Origin of the sequence: Serratia sp. 3ACOL1 (assembly GCF_003668775.1) — a bacterium.
In the GTDB taxonomy this organism is placed as follows: domain Bacteria; phylum Pseudomonadota; class Gammaproteobacteria; order Enterobacterales; family Enterobacteriaceae; genus Chania; species Chania fonticola.
On record NZ_CP033055.1, the window covers coordinates 1,064,400 to 1,081,651 of the forward strand.

The following is a 17,252-nucleotide window of genomic DNA, read 5'->3' on the forward strand; positions in this document are numbered from 1 at the left end:
TTAAACGGCGGCCCGCAGTTCTAACGAAGCCGAACCCACCGGCTTAAATGTGGTGGGTTCTGGCGGATAGAAATAACGCAGTATGTTATACAGTGAATAAAATTCCAGCCGGTTACGCACGTTGATTTTCTCGGTGATATGGCGTTTATGTACGTACACCGTATGGGCGCTGATCTGTAATTTCTTGGCGATGCGATAATTCGGCATTTCGGACATCCAATAGCGCATTACCGTCAACTCTTGCGGGCTGAAAAGCGAATGAGCCTCTTCATCCTTCATTAGTTCACTTGGGATTTTACTTAGCGTTTTTAGCGCAATGGGTAGCACGGCTTTGTTGAATAAAAAAGTATTGCTGGCAATGCGCAGCGGGCTTTCACTGTAGGGATAAGGAACATCCAGATAAATATGTACCGTTGCACGCCACGCCGCCGTGATAAACGCTGAAAGCAGTTGATTGTCTGTTGTACAGCGGCAGTAGTTGGTCAGATTCACCAAAATATGGCTGGGTTTGAAACTGGCCAGTAGAGGAAGCGCGGTGTCGATGTCTGGGCAGCAGTTTACTGACGCAAACACGTTGTCAGTAAAGTGGTTGGCGATCCCAATACGAGTGAAACAGCATTCGTCCACAACGAGTAGTTTCATAGTGACGTCCTTGTTGAAGATACAAAAGGGCTAGAGCCTAATTATGTAAAATAGGCCTTACCCGGTTGTGGGATCAATTCGGAAATCCAGTGGCTATAGGAAGATATTTCCGTCTATAACCTATTTTCCAGGAATATCAGTATATTAGTGGGATTTTATTGTTGGAGTTTTCCCCTGCCGCTGGCCAGAGCGGGGCGAACAGGGGCTTGATCGGTCAGAAACGCCGCAGGCTGAAGGGCGTGATATCAAGGGATGAAGGCTTATCTTGCGCAAACAGCGCGGCTATCTCACCCAGTACGCTGGCAAACTTAAAGCCGTGGCCACTCAGGCCGGTGATCACCATCAGGCGTTGGCAGTCAGGCAGGGTGTCGATGATAAAGTCTTCATCCGGGCTCATATCATAGCTACAGGCTTCACCGTGCAGACAGACGCCAAGCCCTGGCAGGAAGTGGCGCAGAAAGCCGAATACTTCGGTACCGTCGCTGGCCAGGGAGCCGAACGGCTTGCGCTGATCTGCTGTCTCCATCGGTTGTCCACCATCATGTTTACCGACCTTTAAGCCGTCATTCTCGGATGGGAAACCGTAGTAGTGGCAGCCGTCTTGCGCTTCAACGGTGAAAGCCGGAAAACGGTTGTTTTCGCTGTAACGGCCATCGGCCTGATACCAGGAAAACACCTTACGCACCGGTGAAATTGGAAGCTGTGGTAACAGATTTTTAACCCAAGTACCCACGCAGACCACGGCTTTACGCCCTTGGTAGCGCCCCTCTGAAGTAAGGACCTCAACCCCTTGCTCGATTGGCTCGATGGCGGTTACCGGGCAATTGAACAGTTGGGCGCAGCCCGCTTCTCTGGCCAATTTGACGTAGCTGGCAACAATCAGTTCCGAGCGCAGTATCCCTGCATCGGGTTCGAACAGGCCGACATAACCTGCTGGCGCAGTGAACTTTTGCCAGCGTTGTTGGATCTGTTCGGCGCTCAGTAACTCGGTATTGAGGTTAAAGTTTTTGGCACTGCGCTGTGCCGTGGTGACAAATTCACTGTCTTGTGGCCCGAGGGTGAGCACGCCACAGGGATGAAACAGCTTGTCGCCGCTTTTCTGCTCTAATCCGTTCCACAGTGCCTGGGCACGCAGCAGAAAAGGCACATATTTTTCGCCTTCGCCGTAGGCATGGCGGATGATGCGGGTATCGCCGTGGTGGCTGCCCTGACGATGCGGGGGGAAAGCGCTATCGATCATTAAGACCTTAAGGCCTGCGGCTGTCGCATAATAGCCTGCAGCAGCCCCAACCGAGCCGCTACCCACGATGATCAAGTCATATTCCACGTGCCATGTCCTTTCTTTGATGTGTCGCTGATGGCGGATATGATAAGAGTTTGGCGGCGGTAATGCACCATGAACCGATGCGGGTCGATACAAAAGAAAAGGCGCCGGTTAATTGCCGACGCCTTAGCGGTTGAGGGTGAATGGGTTAATGTTTTCTTCGATCAAGGTCTAAATAATCCGTAGATTCTATCTTGGCGATGCCAGCCTCTAAAATATTGATCAATTGGCGGGCAACGTCTGTGGTTAGCCAAAGAGTCCGATCCACTTGCGCTTCTTCGGCTGTTTGGTCTAGTGAAGACAGGTAATGAAGGCGAATCATCATGGCATCATAAACATCGACGGTACTGATATCCCAGCCAACAAGCGGATGTGTCTGTATTACTTCATCATTTCTGTCCATAAAGACCCCTTATCAAGTAGTGACTAGCTGGAGTTACTAACGAGGATCAATGCGTCTCATCTTCATGGTGAGCTTTTACAGTATACGCATCCGAGATCTGACGTGGGGTGTTTTCCTGCGGTTTATTGCAAATAAATATTTTTTGCGCAATTAATCGGCAAATGGTTGGGGCGCTGCATGTTGCGCACGTTCAAATATTACTCTTCGGATGCAGGAGGAAGTTGCACGTGCGCATGACTTTCTAATTCGGCTGCAAGATGGGCGAAATGCTTTTGCATTTCAGGATCGCGGTTCTGATTTTGTGCTTCCAGTTTCAGGCTGTGGATCAGCAACTGGTTGGCTTTGTCATTCAAGCCAAAAGACAAATAAGAGAAAGCGACCTCGAGCACGCTCAGCCGCCGTTTTTGATCGGCGATCAGGGCCAGCAACTCGCCAAAGGTCATCGCTTCTTCGGGCTTGCCTTTATCCGGAACCATTGTTTACACCTTTGTTGCACCATAAGTCGTCTAATCATTACAGACCACAAGTGCTGTTTCTTCCAGGGAAAAGGGCAATACGGCGGAAACAAAAAAGCCGGAGAGCGACCCCCGGCAACAACTACATTGCAGAATTATTCTGCACTGAACCAATCGTCGGCACTTTCCCAGGTTTCCTGGAGTATCTCCTCGATCAGGTCTTTATCTGTTTTGGCACCGCCCATTACGGAAAGGCCATTGGCACCGGCATAACGGATCTGGACGATAGTGTCAGGAAACTGGCGATTGACCCGTTTACTGAATTCGCCGGTCAGGGCTTCGATAGCCCCCGGCGGCAGTGGTTTGGTTTTATCTATAGTGACTTCAACACGCATAATTGCCCCCGGAACTGTCTACTGGATATTTATACAGTTAACTGGCGCCGGAGGCAAGAGCAGAAATAAAATATTTAGCAGTCGGTCACTGACCAGTTGATGGTCTCACCGGCCAGGAAGGGCACCACGGCTTCATTACCCAAAGTGATCTCCTCTGGCTGGGCCACCGGCAGGCGTTGCAGCGTGATAAAGTCCTGGTTCACCGGCAAGCCGTAGAAGCGGGGGCCATTCAGCGAGCTGAAGGCTTCCAGATGCTCCAGCGCGCCTAATTGCTCAAACACGGTGGCGTAGGCGGGCATCGCGTTTGGGGCGTTGAATACCCCTGCACAGCCACAGCTGGTCTCTTTACGGTGTTTGGCATGAGGTGCCGAGTCGGTGCCGAGGAAGAAGCGGTCACAACCGCTGGCAACGGCGCTGCGTAACGCTTCCTGATGGATGTTACGCTTGAGGATCGGCAGGCAGAACAGGTGTGGCCGGATCCCGCCTACCAGCATGTGATTGCGGTTAAACATCAGGTGCTGCGGCGTAATGGTGGCACCAAGGAAACGATTGCCTTCCTGCACGTACTGAGCGGCTTCCCGGGTGGTGATATGCTCGAATACGATTTTTAATTCCGGGAACTGGCGGCGAACCGGCTCCATCACCTGTTCGATAAAGTGAGCCTCGCGATCGAAGATATCCACGCTGGCATCGGTGACTTCGCCATGGATCAGCAGCGGCATACCGATCTTCTGCATCTGCTCAAGCAGGGGATAAATCCCGGCCACATCGCTCACGCCGTGGCTGGAGTTGGTGGTGGCATTGGCTGGATAGAGCTTGGCAGCGGTAAACACCCCTTGCTCAAACCCGTTGACCAGCTCAGCCGCAGCCAGTGAATCCGTCAGGTAGCAGGTCATCAACGGCGTGAAGTCATGTTCTGCGGGGAGGGCTGCCAGAATACGTTCACGATAGCTACGTGCCGCGGCAACGGTGGTGATCGGTGGGGCCAGGTTCGGCATCACAATCGCCCGGCCAAACACCTGACTGGTATAGGGCAGAACCGTTTTCAGCATGTCGTCGTCACGCAAATGGATATGCCAGTCGTCAGGGCGGCGGATTTTCAGGGCTTGGGGTTGTGCGGTCATGGTGCAGAGCTCCGGCGGTCAAAAAATCTTAATAAAAGCGAATAAACGAGGGTTATTCACGCCGGGGTGAAAGGATAAGCGGAAAACGTTTTGGATGCATCTGTTAGTTAATGACAAGTTGAAATCAATTGGCTTACGCGATCGGAGCAACTTGAGGCATTGGACATTAACAAACTGAAAAGGAGGGCCTGAGTGTTCAGTAGTAAGAAAAAACCCGCCATCTAGGCGGGTTTTGTATGGCAGGAATTAACTTAGTCGTTAACCGGCTGCGGTTTGGTGGCTGGAGCGGTGGCCTGATTAGCCGCTGCATGGCCGCCAGCAGAACCTTTTCCGTCAAAGTTGAAGGAAGGGCGCTGCCACTCGCTGGTCTTCGCGGCTTCCGGCTGGTAATCCGGCGCAGGCGCTTTGGTCATCGGGGCGGTAGCGATATGCTTGTAGAGCGTCGGTTGCGGTTGTGCAACCACTGGGGCCGCCTGCACAGGAGCTGGAGCTGCCTCTGGCTGTGCTGACACCACTTCCGGCTCTGCGGTTACAGTAGCCTCTGCAGGGGCTTCCACTACGGCTTCTTCAACTACAGGCTCTTGCACCACGGGTTCAGCGATAACTGGCTCAGCTTGTATCGCTGCATCTGCAACTGTCTCATCCTCAGCTGTTTCACTGACAACGGTTTCATCTACCACAACAGCGGCTGGCTCGGCAGCGACGGCTACGGTTTCAACAGGTGCAGTTTCTACCTGGGCTTCAACTACCGGTGTTGCCACCGATTCAGTCACTGCCGGAGCGGTTTCAACTACAGGCTGAACAGGAGCGGCTTCAGCAGCCACCGGTGCAGCAGCAACGACTACGGTTTCTACTGCCACTGGCGCTTGAGCTTCTTCGTGTTCAACGTAGACGGCTGCTTGTGCCACAGGATAGCTGACCCAAACCTTGCCTGAAGCCATCTCTGGTGAGGCAAACGCCCCGGCCAACGGCATTGGTGACTGGTTCGGATAACGCTCGTCACGATAGCGACGACGACGCTGACCACTGACGCGCAAATGGCGTGGAGAACGACGAGAGCGACGTGGCATGCCGTTTTCACCGTTACCACGGTTGTCAGCTTGCGCGTCATCTTCAGACTGTGCCGCAATGGTCTGTGGCAACAGCTTAACGCTCTCAGCCAATACCGGAGCCTGGTTTTCTTCAACCTTGGCGACCGGCGCCTTAGGCGCTAACAGTTCTTCTGCGGCGCGATGCAGTTCTTCTTCCGCCGACAGGACGCGAACTTTCTGCGCGAGTGGACGGCGTTGACGACGCTGCGTTGGCTGCTGATGACGGTCTTCATCTTCGTCATTGCTATGGCTGGCAACAACGACTTCCGCAGTTTCTGGCACTTTGACGTCTTGCGGAGCCTGGCGTTTTTCTTCCTGACGACGGCGTTGACGCTCGGCACGTTGTTCACGGCGCTGTTGCTGATCTTCGCGCTGTACCTTGGCCGCTTCTTCAGTCTGCACTTCGGTGTTAGCAGCCGCTGGTGCAGTCTGTTGCTGTGCGTTACGGCGGTTGTTGCGGCGCTGGTCGTCACGGTTTTCACGTGGTTCACGCGGCTCGCGATTTTCGCGTGGCTCACGATCGCCACGTTCACGGTTGTCACGCCCTTCGCCACGTTCTTTACGCTCGCCACGTTCACCTTTACGGCCAGAACCCTGGCGACGTTGGCCACGACGATCCTGACGACGGTTGTCGCTGTCTTCCGTTTTCTCAGCTACGGCCGGTTTAGCTTCAACCACTGGCGTTTCTTCACCGGCGAACAGTGACTTCAAGCCTCCGAACAGACGGCTTAACAGGCCAGGTTTGGCTTCAGCAGCAGGGGCTGATGAAACTGCCGGTTTGGCGGCAACGGCAGGCTTGCTAACCACAGGTTCTTCTTCCTGCGGTGGAGCATCCTGTGACAGAGAGAAGGATGCCAGAGCCGGTTGCTCGCGTTTGCGCTCGACTGGCGCATCATCCTGCGGCTGGGCCATTTCTTCTTCATGCAGCTTCGGCAGCAGGTAGCTCAGGGTTGGTGTTTCTTCACCCTTGCGTACGCGCAGCACGGAGTAATGCGGAGTCTGCATCTGATCGTTTGGCACGATGATCGCTTTCACGCCACCCTGGCGCTTCTCGATCGCGCTGACAGAATCACGTTTTTCGTTCAGCAGGTAGGAAGCAACCTGAACCGGTACGATGGCGTGAACTTCTTTGGTGTTCTCTTTCAGCGCTTCTTCTTCGATCAGGCGCAGAATAGACAGCGCCAGCGATTCGTTATCACGGATGGTGCCGGTACCGGTACAGCGTGGGCACACGTGGTGGCTAGATTCACCCAGTGACGGGCTAAGGCGCTGACGGGACATTTCCAACAGGCCGAAACGAGAAATACGGCCAATCTGAATGCGGGCACGGTCCTGGCGGACGGCATCGCGCAGACGGTTTTCCACTTCACGCTGGTGACGAACCGGGGTCATATCGATAAAGTCGATAACGATCAGGCCACCCAGGTCGCGCAGGCGCAATTGGCGAGCAATTTCATCTGCGGCTTCCAGGTTGGTATTGAATGCGGTTTCTTCGATGTCGCCACCGCGGGTTGCACGCGCGGAGTTGATATCGATAGCGGTCAAGGCTTCGGTGGTGTCGATCACGATGGAACCACCGGAAGGCAGACGCACTTCACGTTGGAACGCGGACTCGATCTGCGATTCGATCTGGTAATGGCTGAACAGCGGGATTTCGCCACTGTACAATTTGATCTTGCTGCTGAAATCCGGGCGGCCCAGGGCAGCGATGTGCTCTTTGGCCAGATCGAGTACCTTCGGGTTGTCGATCAGGATTTCGCCGATGTCCGGGCGCAGGTAGTCGCGGAATGCTCGCACGATAACATTGCTTTCCTGGTGGATCAGGAACGGAGCAGGGCGGCCTTCGGCGGCTTTTTTAATCGCTTCCCAGTGCTTGAGGCGGAATGACAGGTCCCATTGCAGAGCGTCGGCAGATTTGCCAACGCCAGCGGTGCGGACAATCAGTCCCATGCCGTCTGGCAATTGCAGCGAGGAGAGCGCTTCTTTCAGTTCGGTACGGTCGTCACCTTCGATGCGGCGGGAAATACCACCGGCACGCGGATTGTTCGGCATCAGAACCAGATAGCTACCGGCCAGGCTGATGAAGGTGGTCAAGGCAGCGCCTTTATTACCCCGTTCTTCTTTATCAACCTGAACGATGACTTCCTGGCCTTCACGCAGCACATCTTTGATGTTTGGGCGACCATGGGAAGAGTAATTGCTTGGGAAGTATTCGCGAGCGATTTCTTTTAGCGGGAGGAAACCATGTCTTTCAGCGCCGTAATCAACGAACGCGGCCTCAAGACTAGGTTCAATTCGAGTGATTTTGCCTTTGTAAATATTCGCTTTTTTCTGCTCATGGCCAGGGCTTTCAATATCCAGATCGTACAGCCGCTGTCCATCTACAAGGGCAACACGCAACTCTTCCTGCTGAGTTGCGTTAATCAACATTCTTTTCATCTTAACTTACTCGTTTTTTTTACATTATCGACAAAGCTGCGGGCAAAATAACCTCATGGCCAGGTTAAAACCGAAAACCCCGTGTCTTCTCGCAAAGCCGTCAACCTCACGGTTGTCGCCTGCATAGGGGCGCATTATCTCGGTAAGCCTGTATTTCTTTGTGAAACACAGCGCTTTTGACTCAGGGAATAGCCTCTGATTTATGTTGACAGATCTGATTCCATTTGCCGGCCAAGCTGCAACCCGCAGCCCGCTAATTGTTTGATTTCACATTACGTCTTACGCCATTGCTGCGTTTTTGTGCAACCAGACAAACTGTATAATTCCGCAATTCTCCTCGTTTCAAGGGGATCGGCACGGAAAGTTACAGCATTATTCCATTGCAAGTACCTTTATAGCAAGGTGACTTTTCCTTAACTATGATCGAAACCGCAAACGATGAACCTTGCTTGCTGCCTTATTGTTCGCTGGCGTTTCTTTCACAGTCTGAGAGACAGTTAAGCACATAAAAAGAGGTGGCGCTATTGACGCGCTCTATTTAGAATCCCGCCCCATGAAAACGAACATTCCCGCAGTACAATTAGTGACGATTTCTGACGACGAAGCTGGCCAGAGAATCGACAATTTTTTGCTTGCCCGCCTGAAAGGCGTGCCGAAGAGCATGATTTATCGCATCGTGCGCAAAGGCGAGGTGCGGGTCAATAAAGGCCGCATCAAGGCTGAATATAAACTGGCCGCGGGCGATGTGGTGCGCATTCCTCCGGTTCGGGTCGCTGAGCGTGAAGATGCGCCGGTTTCCGTCAAGCTGGATAAAGTTGCTGCCCTGGCGGATTGCATCCTTTATGAGGACGATCACCTGCTGCTGCTGAACAAACCTTCTGGAACGGCGGTGCACGGCGGTAGCGGCCTGAGTTTTGGCGTGATCGAAGGATTGCGGGCATTACGTCCGGAAGCACGTTTTCTGGAGCTGGTGCACCGTTTGGATCGCGATACCTCTGGCGTCTTGATGGTGGCCAAGAAGCGTTCGGCGCTGCGTTCGCTGCACGAGCAACTGCGCCTCAAGGGGATGCAGAAGGATTATATGGCGTTAGTGCGCGGCGAGTGGCAGTCGCACTGTAAAGCGGTGCAGGCACCGTTGCTGAAGAATATTTTGCAGAGCGGGGAGCGCATTGTTCGCGTCAACAGCGAAGGCAAACCTTCGGAGACCCGCTTCAAGATCGAAGAGCGCTTTGAACATGCCACGCTGGTGAAGGCCAGCCCGATCACCGGGCGTACCCACCAGATTCGCGTGCATACCTTGCATGCCGGGCATCCGATCGCCTTTGACGATCGTTATGGTGACCGGGAGTTCGATCGCCAATTGGCGGGTACCGGCCTGAAACGCCTGTTCCTGCATGCGGCGGCGCTGCGCTTTGAACATCCTGCTACCGGCGAAACGATGCGCATCGAAGCGCCGATGGATGATGAACTGCGTCATTGCCTACAGGTATTGCGCCAACGGACCGCCGCAGCAAAAAAATAAACCCTGGCATAGTGAGCAGCTGTGGAATTTGTTAGGGCCTAACATATTCGATCGTAGGGGCGCGGCATGCCGCGCCCACTTATAACAGCGGGTTGATCCCTTCAGCCCGCAACATTTCCAACAATGCGATCAGCGGCAGGCCGATCAGCGCATTCGGGTCGCGGCCCTCCAGCTTTTCAAACAGCGCAATCCCCAAACCTTCACTCTTGAAGCTACCGGCACAATAGAGCGGCTGCTCAAGGCGCACGTAGGTTTCGATCTCCACTTCGCTCAACGTACGGAAATGAACGTGGAAAGGTTCACATATCACCTGTAGTCGTTGGCTACGGCTATTATAGAGCGCCAAACCGGTATAGAAGGTCACCTGCTGGCCGCTGGCCTTACGTAGCTGCTGGCGGGCGTTCTCTTCGCTATGGGGCTTACCGGTGATTTCTCCGGCGATCACGCAGACCTGATCGGAACCGATAATCAGATAATCTGGGTAGGCCATAGCCAGCGCCTGAGCCTTGGCCGCCGCCAGGCGCAGCACCAAAGCCTCGGCACTTTCCCCGGGCAGCGGTGTTTCATCGGTTTGCGGTGCTGCACAAATAAAGGGCAGGTGCAGCTTCTCCAACAGCTGCTGGCGGTAGATTGACGTTGAAGCGAGTAAGAGTCTTTGCATAATTTTTTCCACAAACCGTAGCGTAAATATGTCGGTCATCTTAAACTGTCGGCCGCTCTGGAAGCGAATATTGGTGAAAGGTGCCGTTTTAGGGCCTTTTTCTTTGACTCTATGACGTTACAAAGTTAATATGCGCGCCCTATGCAAAAGGTAAAATTACCCTTGACCATTGATGCGGTACGTACCGCTCAGAAACGCCTGGACTATGTTGGTTCCTATGCGCCTGAGCTGGTTACACGTGTTGCCGACTCTGTGGTCAGTGTGGACAGTGATGTCGAAGTGCAGTTGTCGTTTGATATTGATAACCAGCGCCTCGCGGTGATAACAGGGCATGCGGACGTCGCGGTAACGCTGATGTGCCAACGCTGTGGTGTCCCGTTTGCACATCAGGTCCACACAACATATTGTTTTAGCCCGGTCGTCAATGATGAGCAGGCTGAGGCATTACCGGAAGCGTACGAACCGATCGAAGTTGACGAGTTTGGCGAAGTCGATCTGTTGGCAATGATTGAAGATGAAATTATTCTTTCACTGCCTGTCGTTCCGGTACATGAATCTGAACACTGTGAAGTGTCCGAAGCGGACATGGTGTTTGGCAAACTGCCTCCTGAGGCGGAGAAACCAAATCCATTTGCCGTATTAGCCAGTTTAAAGCGTAAGTAATCGAGGAGTAAGGTCCATGGCCGTACAACAAAATAAACCAACCCGTTCCAAACGTGGCATGCGTCGTTCACACGATGCCCTGACCACCACCACCTTGTCTGTAGATGCGACTTCCGGTGAAACTCATCGTCGTCACCACATCACTGCCGACGGTTTCTACCGCGGTCGCAAGGTTATCGGCTAAGTCAGCGATACTTTGACTCGTCTAACCCTGGCGTTAGATGCAATGGGCGGGGATTTCGGTCCCTGCGTCACAGTGCCTGCTTCATTGCAGGCACTGGCCTCTAATTTACAGCTTCATCTCCTGTTAGTCGGCGATCCCGACGTCATCTCCCCGTTACTTGCCAAAGCCGATCCGTCTGTCCTGGAACGCTTGCAAGTCGTACCTGCCGAATCGGTTATTGCCGGTGACGCCAAGCCTTCACAAGCGATCCGGGCCAGCCGAGGTACCTCTATGCGTATTGCGCTGGAGTTGATTAAAAGCGGTGAGGCGCAGGCTTGTGTCAGTGCAGGGAATACCGGGGTGTTGATGGGGCTGGCCAAGCTGCTGATCAAACCGTTGGATGGCATTGAACGCCCGGCGTTGATGACCGTGATACCTAACCAGCAGCGCGGTAAAACCGTGGTGCTGGATCTGGGGGCCAACGTAGAGTGCGATAGCACGATGCTGGTGCAGTTCGCGGTCATGGGAGCAGTGATGGCGGAAGAGGTATTGGGTATCGCGCAGCCACGTGTGGCGCTGCTCAATATCGGCGAAGAAGAAACCAAAGGATTGGATAATATCCGCGAAGCCTCCGCCGTACTTAAAAAAACTCAGGCAATCAACTATATTGGTTATCTGGAAGGCAACGACCTGCTCACCGGCAAAACTGATGTGATGGTCTGCGACGGCTTTGTCGGCAACGTCACTCTGAAAACCATGGAAGGTGTGATAAGACTGTTCTTGTCGCTACTCAAGTCATCCTCCGAAGGGGGAAAACAGGCGTGGTGGTTAAAATTGTTGGGTCGTTGGTTACAAAAAAGGGTGGCAAGGCGTTTTGGTCATCTGAACCCCGACCAGTATAATGGTGCATGTCTGTTAGGATTGCGGGGAACCGTGATTAAGAGCCACGGCGCTGCAAACCAAAACGCGTTTGCGGTGGCAATCGAACAGGCTGTACAGGCGGTGCAGCGGCAAGTTCCGGACAGGATTGCTGCGCGCCTTGAAGCTGTATTACCCAAGAGTGACTGATCGTTCATGTATACAAAGATTCTCGGTACGGGGAGTTACTTACCCGCACAAGTGCGCACCAACGCTGACTTAGAAAAAATGGTGGATACGTCTGACGAGTGGATCGTGACTCGCACCGGTATTCGTGAACGTCGTATCGCTGCCCCGGATGAAACCGTGGCAACCATGAGCTTCCACGCTGCGTCTCACGCGCTGGAAATGGCAGGTGTGGCTAAAGAAGATATCGGCCTGATCGTGGTGGCGACCACCACCTCAAGCCATGCGTTCCCAAGTTCTGCCTGCCAGGTGCAGCAGATGCTGGGCATTCAGGACTGCGCGGCGTTTGACATCGCGGCGGCCTGTGCTGGCTTTACCTACGCCTTGAGCGTGGCCGATCAGTACGTCAAGAACGGCGCGGTAAAACATGCGCTGGTGATTGGCTCAGATGCGCTGTCGCGCACGCTCGATCCTGAAGATCGCGGCACGATCATCCTGTTTGGCGACGGTGCGGGCGCGGTAGTGCTGGGGGCTTCTGAGGACCAGGGCATTATCTCTACCCATCTGCATGCGGATGGCCGCTATGGCAATCTGCTGGCGCTGCCGAATAAAGATCGTCAGAACCCGGATCAGCCTGCCTACGTCACCATGGCGGGCAACGAAGTGTTTAAAGTGGCAGTCACCGAACTGGCACATATCGTTGATGAAACGCTGAAGGCCAACGATCTTGACCGCAGCGAACTGGATTGGCTGGTTCCGCACCAGGCCAACCTGCGCATCATCAGCGCAACGGCAAAAAAACTGGGTATGGGGATGGAGAAAGTGGTGGTGACGCTCGATCGTCACGGAAACACTTCTGCCGCCTCGGTACCTGCGGCGCTCGACGAAGCCGTACGCGACGGGCGCATCCAGCGTGGTCAGCTGGTGTTGCTGGAAGCATTCGGCGGTGGCTTTACCTGGGGCTCGGCGCTGGTTCGTTTTTGATTCAACAGGAATAAAAAAATGACGCAAACTGCTTTTGTTTTTCCAGGCCAGGGTTCACAAACCGTTGGCATGTTGGCCGATTTGGCCGCACAGTTTCCCATTGTGGAACAAACTTTTAGCGACGCTTCAGCGGCTTTGGGTTACGATCTGTGGCAGTTGGTACAGACTGGCCCGGCAGAAGAGCTGAATAAAACCTGGCAGACACAGCCAGCGTTGTTGGCGGCCTCCGTTGCCATCTTCCGTGTCTGGCAGCAGCAGGGCGGTAACATGCCTGTGATGATGGCCGGCCACAGCCTGGGTGAATACTCGGCGCTGGTGTGTGCCGGTGTGCTGGATTTTGCTGCGGCTATCCGTTTGGTAGAGTTGCGCGGCAAGCTGATGCAGGAAGCGGTACCAGAAGGTACCGGTGCCATGTACGCCATCATCGGTCTGGATAATGCCTCGATTGCCAAAGCCTGTGAGGAGTCTGCTCAAGGTCAGGTAGTTTCACCGGTGAACTTCAACTCTCCGGGGCAGGTCGTTATCGCCGGCAACAAAGAAGCGGTTGAGCGTGCAGGCGCAGCTTGCAAGGCGGCCGGTGCCAAACGTGCACTGCCGTTGCCGGTGAGCGTGCCTTCGCACTGCGCACTGATGAAACCGGCTGCCGATAAGCTGGCAGTAGCGTTGCAAGACATCACCTTCAACGCGCCGTTAGTCCCGGTAGTCAATAACGTTGATGTACGCGCAGAAACCGCGCCAGAAGCTATCCGCAGTGCGTTGGTTCGCCAACTGTACAGCCCGGTGCGCTGGACGGAAAGCGTAGAATTTATGGCGGCAGAGGGTGTGACTCTGCTGTTGGAAGTGGGCCCAGGCAAAGTGCTGACCGGCCTGACCAAACGCATTGTCGACACTTTGACGGCGGCAGCGGTTAACGATACTGCCAGCCTGTCTGCGGCGTTGGAACAGTAAAAGAGGATAACCATGAGCTTCGAAGGGAAAATTGTCCTGGTCACCGGCGCAAGCCGCGGTATTGGCCGGGCTATTGCAGAGTTGTTTGTTGCACGTGGCGCCAAGGTTATCGGCACCGCTACCAGCGAGAGCGGTGCTGAAGCCATCAGCAGCTATCTGGGTGAGAACGGCAAAGGCTATATGCTGAACGTGGTTGATGCTCAATCTATCGACAACGTTTTGACCTCGATTCGTGCGGAATTTGGCGAAATCGACATTTTAGTGAATAATGCCGGGATTACGCGTGATAACCTGCTGATGCGAATGAAGGATGAGGAGTGGCAGGATATCCTGGACACCAATCTGACTTCCGTATTCCGTCTGTCAAAAGCGGTAATGCGAGCTATGATGAAAAAGCGGTTTGGCCGTATCATCTCTATCGGTTCCGTTGTTGGTACCATGGGGAATGCAGGGCAGGCTAACTACGCGGCGGCTAAAGCCGGTCTGATTGGTTTTAGTAAGTCTTTGGCACGTGAGATCGCTTCACGTGGCATTACGGTCAACGTCGTGGCTCCTGGCTTTATTGAGACGGACATGACACGGGCGTTGACAGAAGATCAACGCGCAGGCATTTTGACTCAGGTTCCGGCTAGCCGGCTTGGGGAAGCTAAAGAAATCGCCAGCGCTGTTGCATTTTTAGCCTCTGACGAGGCCAGCTACATCACCGGTGAAACGTTACATGTCAATGGCGGCATGTATATGATTTAAAAAATGCGAAAACTATTTGCGTTATTTGAGGTAAAAACCGCAAAATAGCGTAAAATCGTGGTTTGACCAGCCGGGATTTAGTTGCATCTTTTTCAACATTTTATACACTACGAAAACCATCGCGAAAGCGAGTTTTGATAGGAAATTTAAGAGTATGAGCACTATCGAAGAACGCGTTAAGAAAATCATTGTTGAGCAACTGGGTGTTAAGCAGGAAGAAGTATTGAACAACGCTTCTTTCGTTGAAGACCTGGGCGCTGATTCTCTTGACACCGTTGAGCTGGTAATGGCTCTGGAAGAAGAATTCGACACCGAAATTCCAGACGAAGAAGCAGAGAAAATCACTACTGTGCAAGCAGCTATTGATTTCATCAACGCTAGCCAGCAGTAAGCGAACATATCTAGGCGGTCACTCGACCGCCTAAGTTTTTTCTATCCCTAGCGTCATATTTTCCCTCCTTGGAGGACAAACGTGTCTAAGCGTCGAGTAGTTGTGACCGGACTGGGCATGTTGTCTCCTGTCGGCAATACGGTAGAGTCCACATGGAATGCTCTTCTTGCCGGTCAGAGTGGCATCAGCCTGATCGACCATTTCGATACTACTGCCTATGCAACCCGTTTTGCTGGCTTGGTAAAGAATTTTAACTGTGAAGATTTCATCTCTCGCAAAGATGCGCGCAAGATGGATGCCTTCATTCAATACGGCATCGTCGCCGGCATGCAAGCCATGCAGGATGCGGGGCTGGATATCAACGAGGCGAACGCCAATCGTATTGGTGCCGCTATCGGCTCTGGTATCGGCGGCCTGGGGTTGATTGAAGAAAACCATAGCTCACTGGTTAACGGTGGCCCACGGAAAATCAGTCCGTTTTTTGTGCCCTCGACCATTGTGAACATGATTGCCGGTCACCTGACCATTATGTACGGCATGCGTGGCCCAAGTATTTCCATCGCTACCGCCTGTACCTCAGGTGTCCATAACATTGGCCATGCCGCACGTATCATTGCTTACAATGATGCCGATGTGATGCTGGCCGGTGGCGCAGAAAAAGCCAGTACCCCTCTGGGTGTCGGCGGCTTTGGGGCGGCTCGTGCGCTCTCAACCCGCAATGACAACCCACAGGCCGCAAGCCGCCCCTGGGATAAAGACCGTGATGGTTTTGTGCTGGGCGATGGTGCGGGGATGATGGTGCTGGAAGAGTACGAACACGCAAAACAACGCGGTGCGAAAATTTACGCCGAAATTGTCGGGTTTGGTATGAGCAGCGATGCCTACCACATGACATCGCCACCGGAAAACGGTGCTGGTGCGGCCTTGGCGATGGAAAACGCACTGCGTGATGCGGGTGTGACAACGTCACAGATTGGTTATATCAACGCGCATGGCACCTCGACGCCGGCCGGTGATAAAGCCGAAACCCAAGCGGTGAAATCCGTATTTGGCAGCGATGCCAACCGGGTAATGGTCAGCTCCACCAAATCGATGACCGGCCACCTGCTGGGTGCCGCTGGGGCGATTGAGTCGATCTTTACCGTGTTGGCTTTGCGCGATCAGGCGGTTCCACCTACCATCAATCTGGATAATCCGGATGAAGGTTGCGATCTGGACTTCGTACCACACGAAGCGCGCCAGACCAAAGATATGGAGTTCACGCTGTGTAACTCCTTCGGCTTCGGTGGCACCAACGGTTCGCTGATTTTCCGTCGCGTATAATTATTGCCAACTTAAGTTGATAAAGGCCCGGTGCATTTTGACCGGGCTTTTTTTATGGCGCCAGGCCGTTCTATCGTAGTATGTGCCTGTTATGCTGTAGTGATAACACAGTGAGGAAACGCATGTACTGGATCAATGGACAACAACATGACGCCCTGGCACCCAGCGATCGCGGTTTGCAGTTTGGCGACGGCTGCTTTACTACTGCCAGAGTAGTGGATGGCAACATCGATCTTTTCCCCTGGCATCTTGAGCGGATGCAGCAGGCGGCGCAGAGATTGCTATTGCCAGCGCTGGACTGGGCGGCATTGGAACTTGAGATGCGCCATGCGGCAAGCTCTCTCTCCCTGGGCGTGGTCAAAGCGATACTGACCAGAGGCAGCGGCGGACGAGGTTACAGCCCGCACGGCTGTGCTGCTCCTACACGGATCGTTTCGCGCAGCGCCTATCCCATGCACTACCAGTCATGGCGTGAAGAAGGGATCAGCCTGACGCTCAGCCCGGTTGCGCTGGCGCGTAATCCACTGCTGGCAGGCCTGAAACACCTTAACCGCCTGGAGCAGGTGTTGATCCGCGCACATCTTGACCAGGCCGATGCCGATGAGGCGCTGGTGCTTGACACTGCGGGTATGCTGGTGGAATGCTGTGCGGCTAATTTGTTCTGGCGCAAAGGAAAAAACGTCTTTACGCCAAATCTGGATCAGGCCGGTGTCGCCGGTGTGATGCGCCGCCGAGTGATTGAACTTCTGACGGGCAGCGAGTATCTACTGCATTACGTCAGTGAACCGCTGGAGACGCTGGCCGATGCGGAGGAAGTGCTGATATGCAACGCGCTGATGCCGTTGCTGCCGGTGAATAGGGCACAATCATGGCGCTACCCTTCGCGCCAACTGTATGATTTTTTGCGACCACACTGTTAATGATGGCTGATCG

18 protein-coding genes are annotated in these 17,252 nt (G+C 53.8%); 10 read left to right on the plus strand and 8 right to left on the minus strand.

All coding sequences use genetic code 11. The annotated features are described in order from the left end of the window. The 7 genes from D9980_RS04865 to rne form a co-directional block, all read right to left on the minus strand. Nucleotides 1-642, minus strand: a complete 642-nt coding sequence (locus tag D9980_RS04865) for a LuxR C-terminal-related transcriptional regulator (RefSeq protein WP_121606578.1) — start codon at nucleotides 640-642, stop codon at nucleotides 1-3. Between the two features lie 214 nt (nucleotides 643-856). Further along, the gene (gene solA, locus D9980_RS04870; protein ID WP_121606579.1) at nucleotides 857-1,969 is read right to left on the minus strand and encodes an N-methyl-L-tryptophan oxidase; all 1,113 of its coding nucleotides are present in this window, start codon (nucleotides 1,967-1,969) and stop codon (nucleotides 857-859) included. 145 nt (nucleotides 1,970-2,114) lie between these two features. Continuing rightward, on the minus strand, nucleotides 2,115-2,369 hold the full coding sequence (gene bssS, locus D9980_RS04875; protein ID WP_024485935.1) for a biofilm formation regulator BssS: 255 nt from the start codon (nucleotides 2,367-2,369) through the stop codon (nucleotides 2,115-2,117). A gap of 197 nt (nucleotides 2,370-2,566) precedes the next feature. Further along, nucleotides 2,567-2,845, minus strand: coding sequence for a hypothetical protein (locus D9980_RS04880; protein ID WP_121606580.1), 279 nt, complete (start codon nucleotides 2,843-2,845; stop codon nucleotides 2,567-2,569). A 134-nt stretch (nucleotides 2,846-2,979) separates the two neighbouring features. Beyond that, on the minus strand, nucleotides 2,980-3,219 hold the full coding sequence (gene dinI, locus D9980_RS04885; RefSeq protein WP_121606581.1) for a DNA damage-inducible protein I: 240 nt from the start codon (nucleotides 3,217-3,219) through the stop codon (nucleotides 2,980-2,982). Nucleotides 3,220-3,293: 74 nt separating this feature from the next. Next, nucleotides 3,294-4,343, minus strand: coding sequence for a dihydroorotase (gene pyrC, locus D9980_RS04890; protein WP_121606582.1), 1,050 nt, complete (start codon nucleotides 4,341-4,343; stop codon nucleotides 3,294-3,296). Nucleotides 4,344-4,594: 251 nt separating this feature from the next. Further along, a complete protein-coding gene (rne, locus tag D9980_RS04895) occupies nucleotides 4,595-7,873 on the minus strand; it encodes a ribonuclease E (RefSeq protein WP_121606583.1) in 3,279 nt (1,092 codons plus the stop codon). Between the two features lie 553 nt (nucleotides 7,874-8,426). On the opposite strand from rne, the gene rluC reads away from it, so the two are divergent. After that, nucleotides 8,427-9,395: a 23S rRNA pseudouridine(955/2504/2580) synthase RluC gene (gene rluC, locus D9980_RS04905; RefSeq protein ID WP_121606585.1), complete on the plus strand. Its 969-nt coding sequence runs from the start codon at nucleotides 8,427-8,429 to the stop codon at nucleotides 9,393-9,395. A 79-nt stretch (nucleotides 9,396-9,474) separates the two neighbouring features. On the opposite strand, the gene D9980_RS04910 is transcribed toward rluC, so the two are convergent. Continuing rightward, complete coding sequence (locus tag D9980_RS04910; protein WP_162304235.1) at nucleotides 9,475-10,056, minus strand: nucleoside triphosphate pyrophosphatase; 582 nt, start codon at nucleotides 10,054-10,056, stop codon at nucleotides 9,475-9,477. Nucleotides 10,057-10,197: 141 nt separating this feature from the next. Here D9980_RS04910 and yceD point away from each other — a divergent pair, with 141 nt between their 5' ends. From yceD to pabC, 9 genes are all read left to right on the plus strand, one after another. Then, nucleotides 10,198-10,719: a 23S rRNA accumulation protein YceD gene (gene yceD, locus D9980_RS04915; protein ID WP_024485941.1), complete on the plus strand. Its 522-nt coding sequence runs from the start codon at nucleotides 10,198-10,200 to the stop codon at nucleotides 10,717-10,719. 16 nt (nucleotides 10,720-10,735) lie between these two features. Further along, the gene (rpmF, locus tag D9980_RS04920) at nucleotides 10,736-10,903 is read left to right on the plus strand and encodes a 50S ribosomal protein L32 (RefSeq protein ID WP_004943042.1); all 168 of its coding nucleotides are present in this window, start codon (nucleotides 10,736-10,738) and stop codon (nucleotides 10,901-10,903) included. A 12-nt stretch (nucleotides 10,904-10,915) separates the two neighbouring features. After that, a complete protein-coding gene (plsX, locus tag D9980_RS04925; protein WP_121606587.1) occupies nucleotides 10,916-11,950 on the plus strand; it encodes a phosphate acyltransferase PlsX in 1,035 nt (344 codons plus the stop codon). A gap of 6 nt (nucleotides 11,951-11,956) precedes the next feature. Then, nucleotides 11,957-12,910, plus strand: coding sequence for a beta-ketoacyl-ACP synthase III (locus D9980_RS04930; protein WP_024485942.1), 954 nt, complete (start codon nucleotides 11,957-11,959; stop codon nucleotides 12,908-12,910). A gap of 18 nt (nucleotides 12,911-12,928) precedes the next feature. Further along, nucleotides 12,929-13,858, plus strand: a complete 930-nt coding sequence (fabD, locus tag D9980_RS04935; protein WP_021804717.1) for an ACP S-malonyltransferase — start codon at nucleotides 12,929-12,931, stop codon at nucleotides 13,856-13,858. A 12-nt stretch (nucleotides 13,859-13,870) separates the two neighbouring features. Further along, nucleotides 13,871-14,605, plus strand: coding sequence for a 3-oxoacyl-ACP reductase FabG (gene fabG / locus D9980_RS04940; protein ID WP_021178306.1), 735 nt, complete (start codon nucleotides 13,871-13,873; stop codon nucleotides 14,603-14,605). A gap of 154 nt (nucleotides 14,606-14,759) precedes the next feature. After that, a complete protein-coding gene (acpP, locus tag D9980_RS04945) occupies nucleotides 14,760-14,996 on the plus strand; it encodes an acyl carrier protein (protein ID WP_004719003.1) in 237 nt (78 codons plus the stop codon). A gap of 81 nt (nucleotides 14,997-15,077) precedes the next feature. Then, on the plus strand, nucleotides 15,078-16,319 hold the full coding sequence (gene fabF / locus D9980_RS04950) for a beta-ketoacyl-ACP synthase II (RefSeq protein WP_024485943.1): 1,242 nt from the start codon (nucleotides 15,078-15,080) through the stop codon (nucleotides 16,317-16,319). 122 nt (nucleotides 16,320-16,441) lie between these two features. Next, entirely contained in the window at nucleotides 16,442-17,239 is a 798-nt protein-coding gene (pabC, locus tag D9980_RS04955) for an aminodeoxychorismate lyase (protein WP_121606588.1), read from the plus strand. Nucleotides 17,240-17,252 lie beyond the last annotated feature (13 nt).

What these genes read in the sequence shown, in the direction of transcription:
- dinI (WP_121606581.1), bottom strand. Translation starts at nt 3,219, where the DNA reads ATGCGTGTTGAAGTCACTATAGATAAAACCAAACCACTGCCGCCGGGG.
- fabG (WP_021178306.1), top strand. Translation starts at nt 13,871, where the DNA reads ATGAGCTTCGAAGGGAAAATTGTCCTGGTCACCGGCGCAAGCCGCGGT.
- pabC (WP_121606588.1), top strand. Translation starts at nt 16,442, where the DNA reads ATGTACTGGATCAATGGACAACAACATGACGCCCTGGCACCCAGCGAT.
- yceD (WP_024485941.1), top strand. Translation starts at nt 10,198, where the DNA reads ATGCAAAAGGTAAAATTACCCTTGACCATTGATGCGGTACGTACCGCT.
- D9980_RS04865 (WP_121606578.1), bottom strand. Translation starts at nt 642, where the DNA reads ATGAAACTACTCGTTGTGGACGAATGCTGTTTCACTCGTATTGGGATC.
- acpP (WP_004719003.1), top strand. Translation starts at nt 14,760, where the DNA reads ATGAGCACTATCGAAGAACGCGTTAAGAAAATCATTGTTGAGCAACTG.
- D9980_RS04930 (WP_024485942.1), top strand. Translation starts at nt 11,957, where the DNA reads ATGTATACAAAGATTCTCGGTACGGGGAGTTACTTACCCGCACAAGTG.
- D9980_RS04880 (WP_121606580.1), bottom strand. Translation starts at nt 2,845, where the DNA reads ATGGTTCCGGATAAAGGCAAGCCCGAAGAAGCGATGACCTTTGGCGAG.
- rpmF (WP_004943042.1), top strand. Translation starts at nt 10,736, where the DNA reads ATGGCCGTACAACAAAATAAACCAACCCGTTCCAAACGTGGCATGCGT.
- pyrC (WP_121606582.1), bottom strand. Translation starts at nt 4,343, where the DNA reads ATGACCGCACAACCCCAAGCCCTGAAAATCCGCCGCCCTGACGACTGG.
- rluC (WP_121606585.1), top strand. Translation starts at nt 8,427, where the DNA reads ATGAAAACGAACATTCCCGCAGTACAATTAGTGACGATTTCTGACGAC.
- rne (WP_121606583.1), bottom strand. Translation starts at nt 7,873, where the DNA reads ATGAAAAGAATGTTGATTAACGCAACTCAGCAGGAAGAGTTGCGTGTT.
- D9980_RS04910 (WP_162304235.1), bottom strand. Translation starts at nt 10,056, where the DNA reads ATGCAAAGACTCTTACTCGCTTCAACGTCAATCTACCGCCAGCAGCTG.
- fabD (WP_021804717.1), top strand. Translation starts at nt 12,929, where the DNA reads ATGACGCAAACTGCTTTTGTTTTTCCAGGCCAGGGTTCACAAACCGTT.
- bssS (WP_024485935.1), bottom strand. Translation starts at nt 2,369, where the DNA reads ATGGACAGAAATGATGAAGTAATACAGACACATCCGCTTGTTGGCTGG.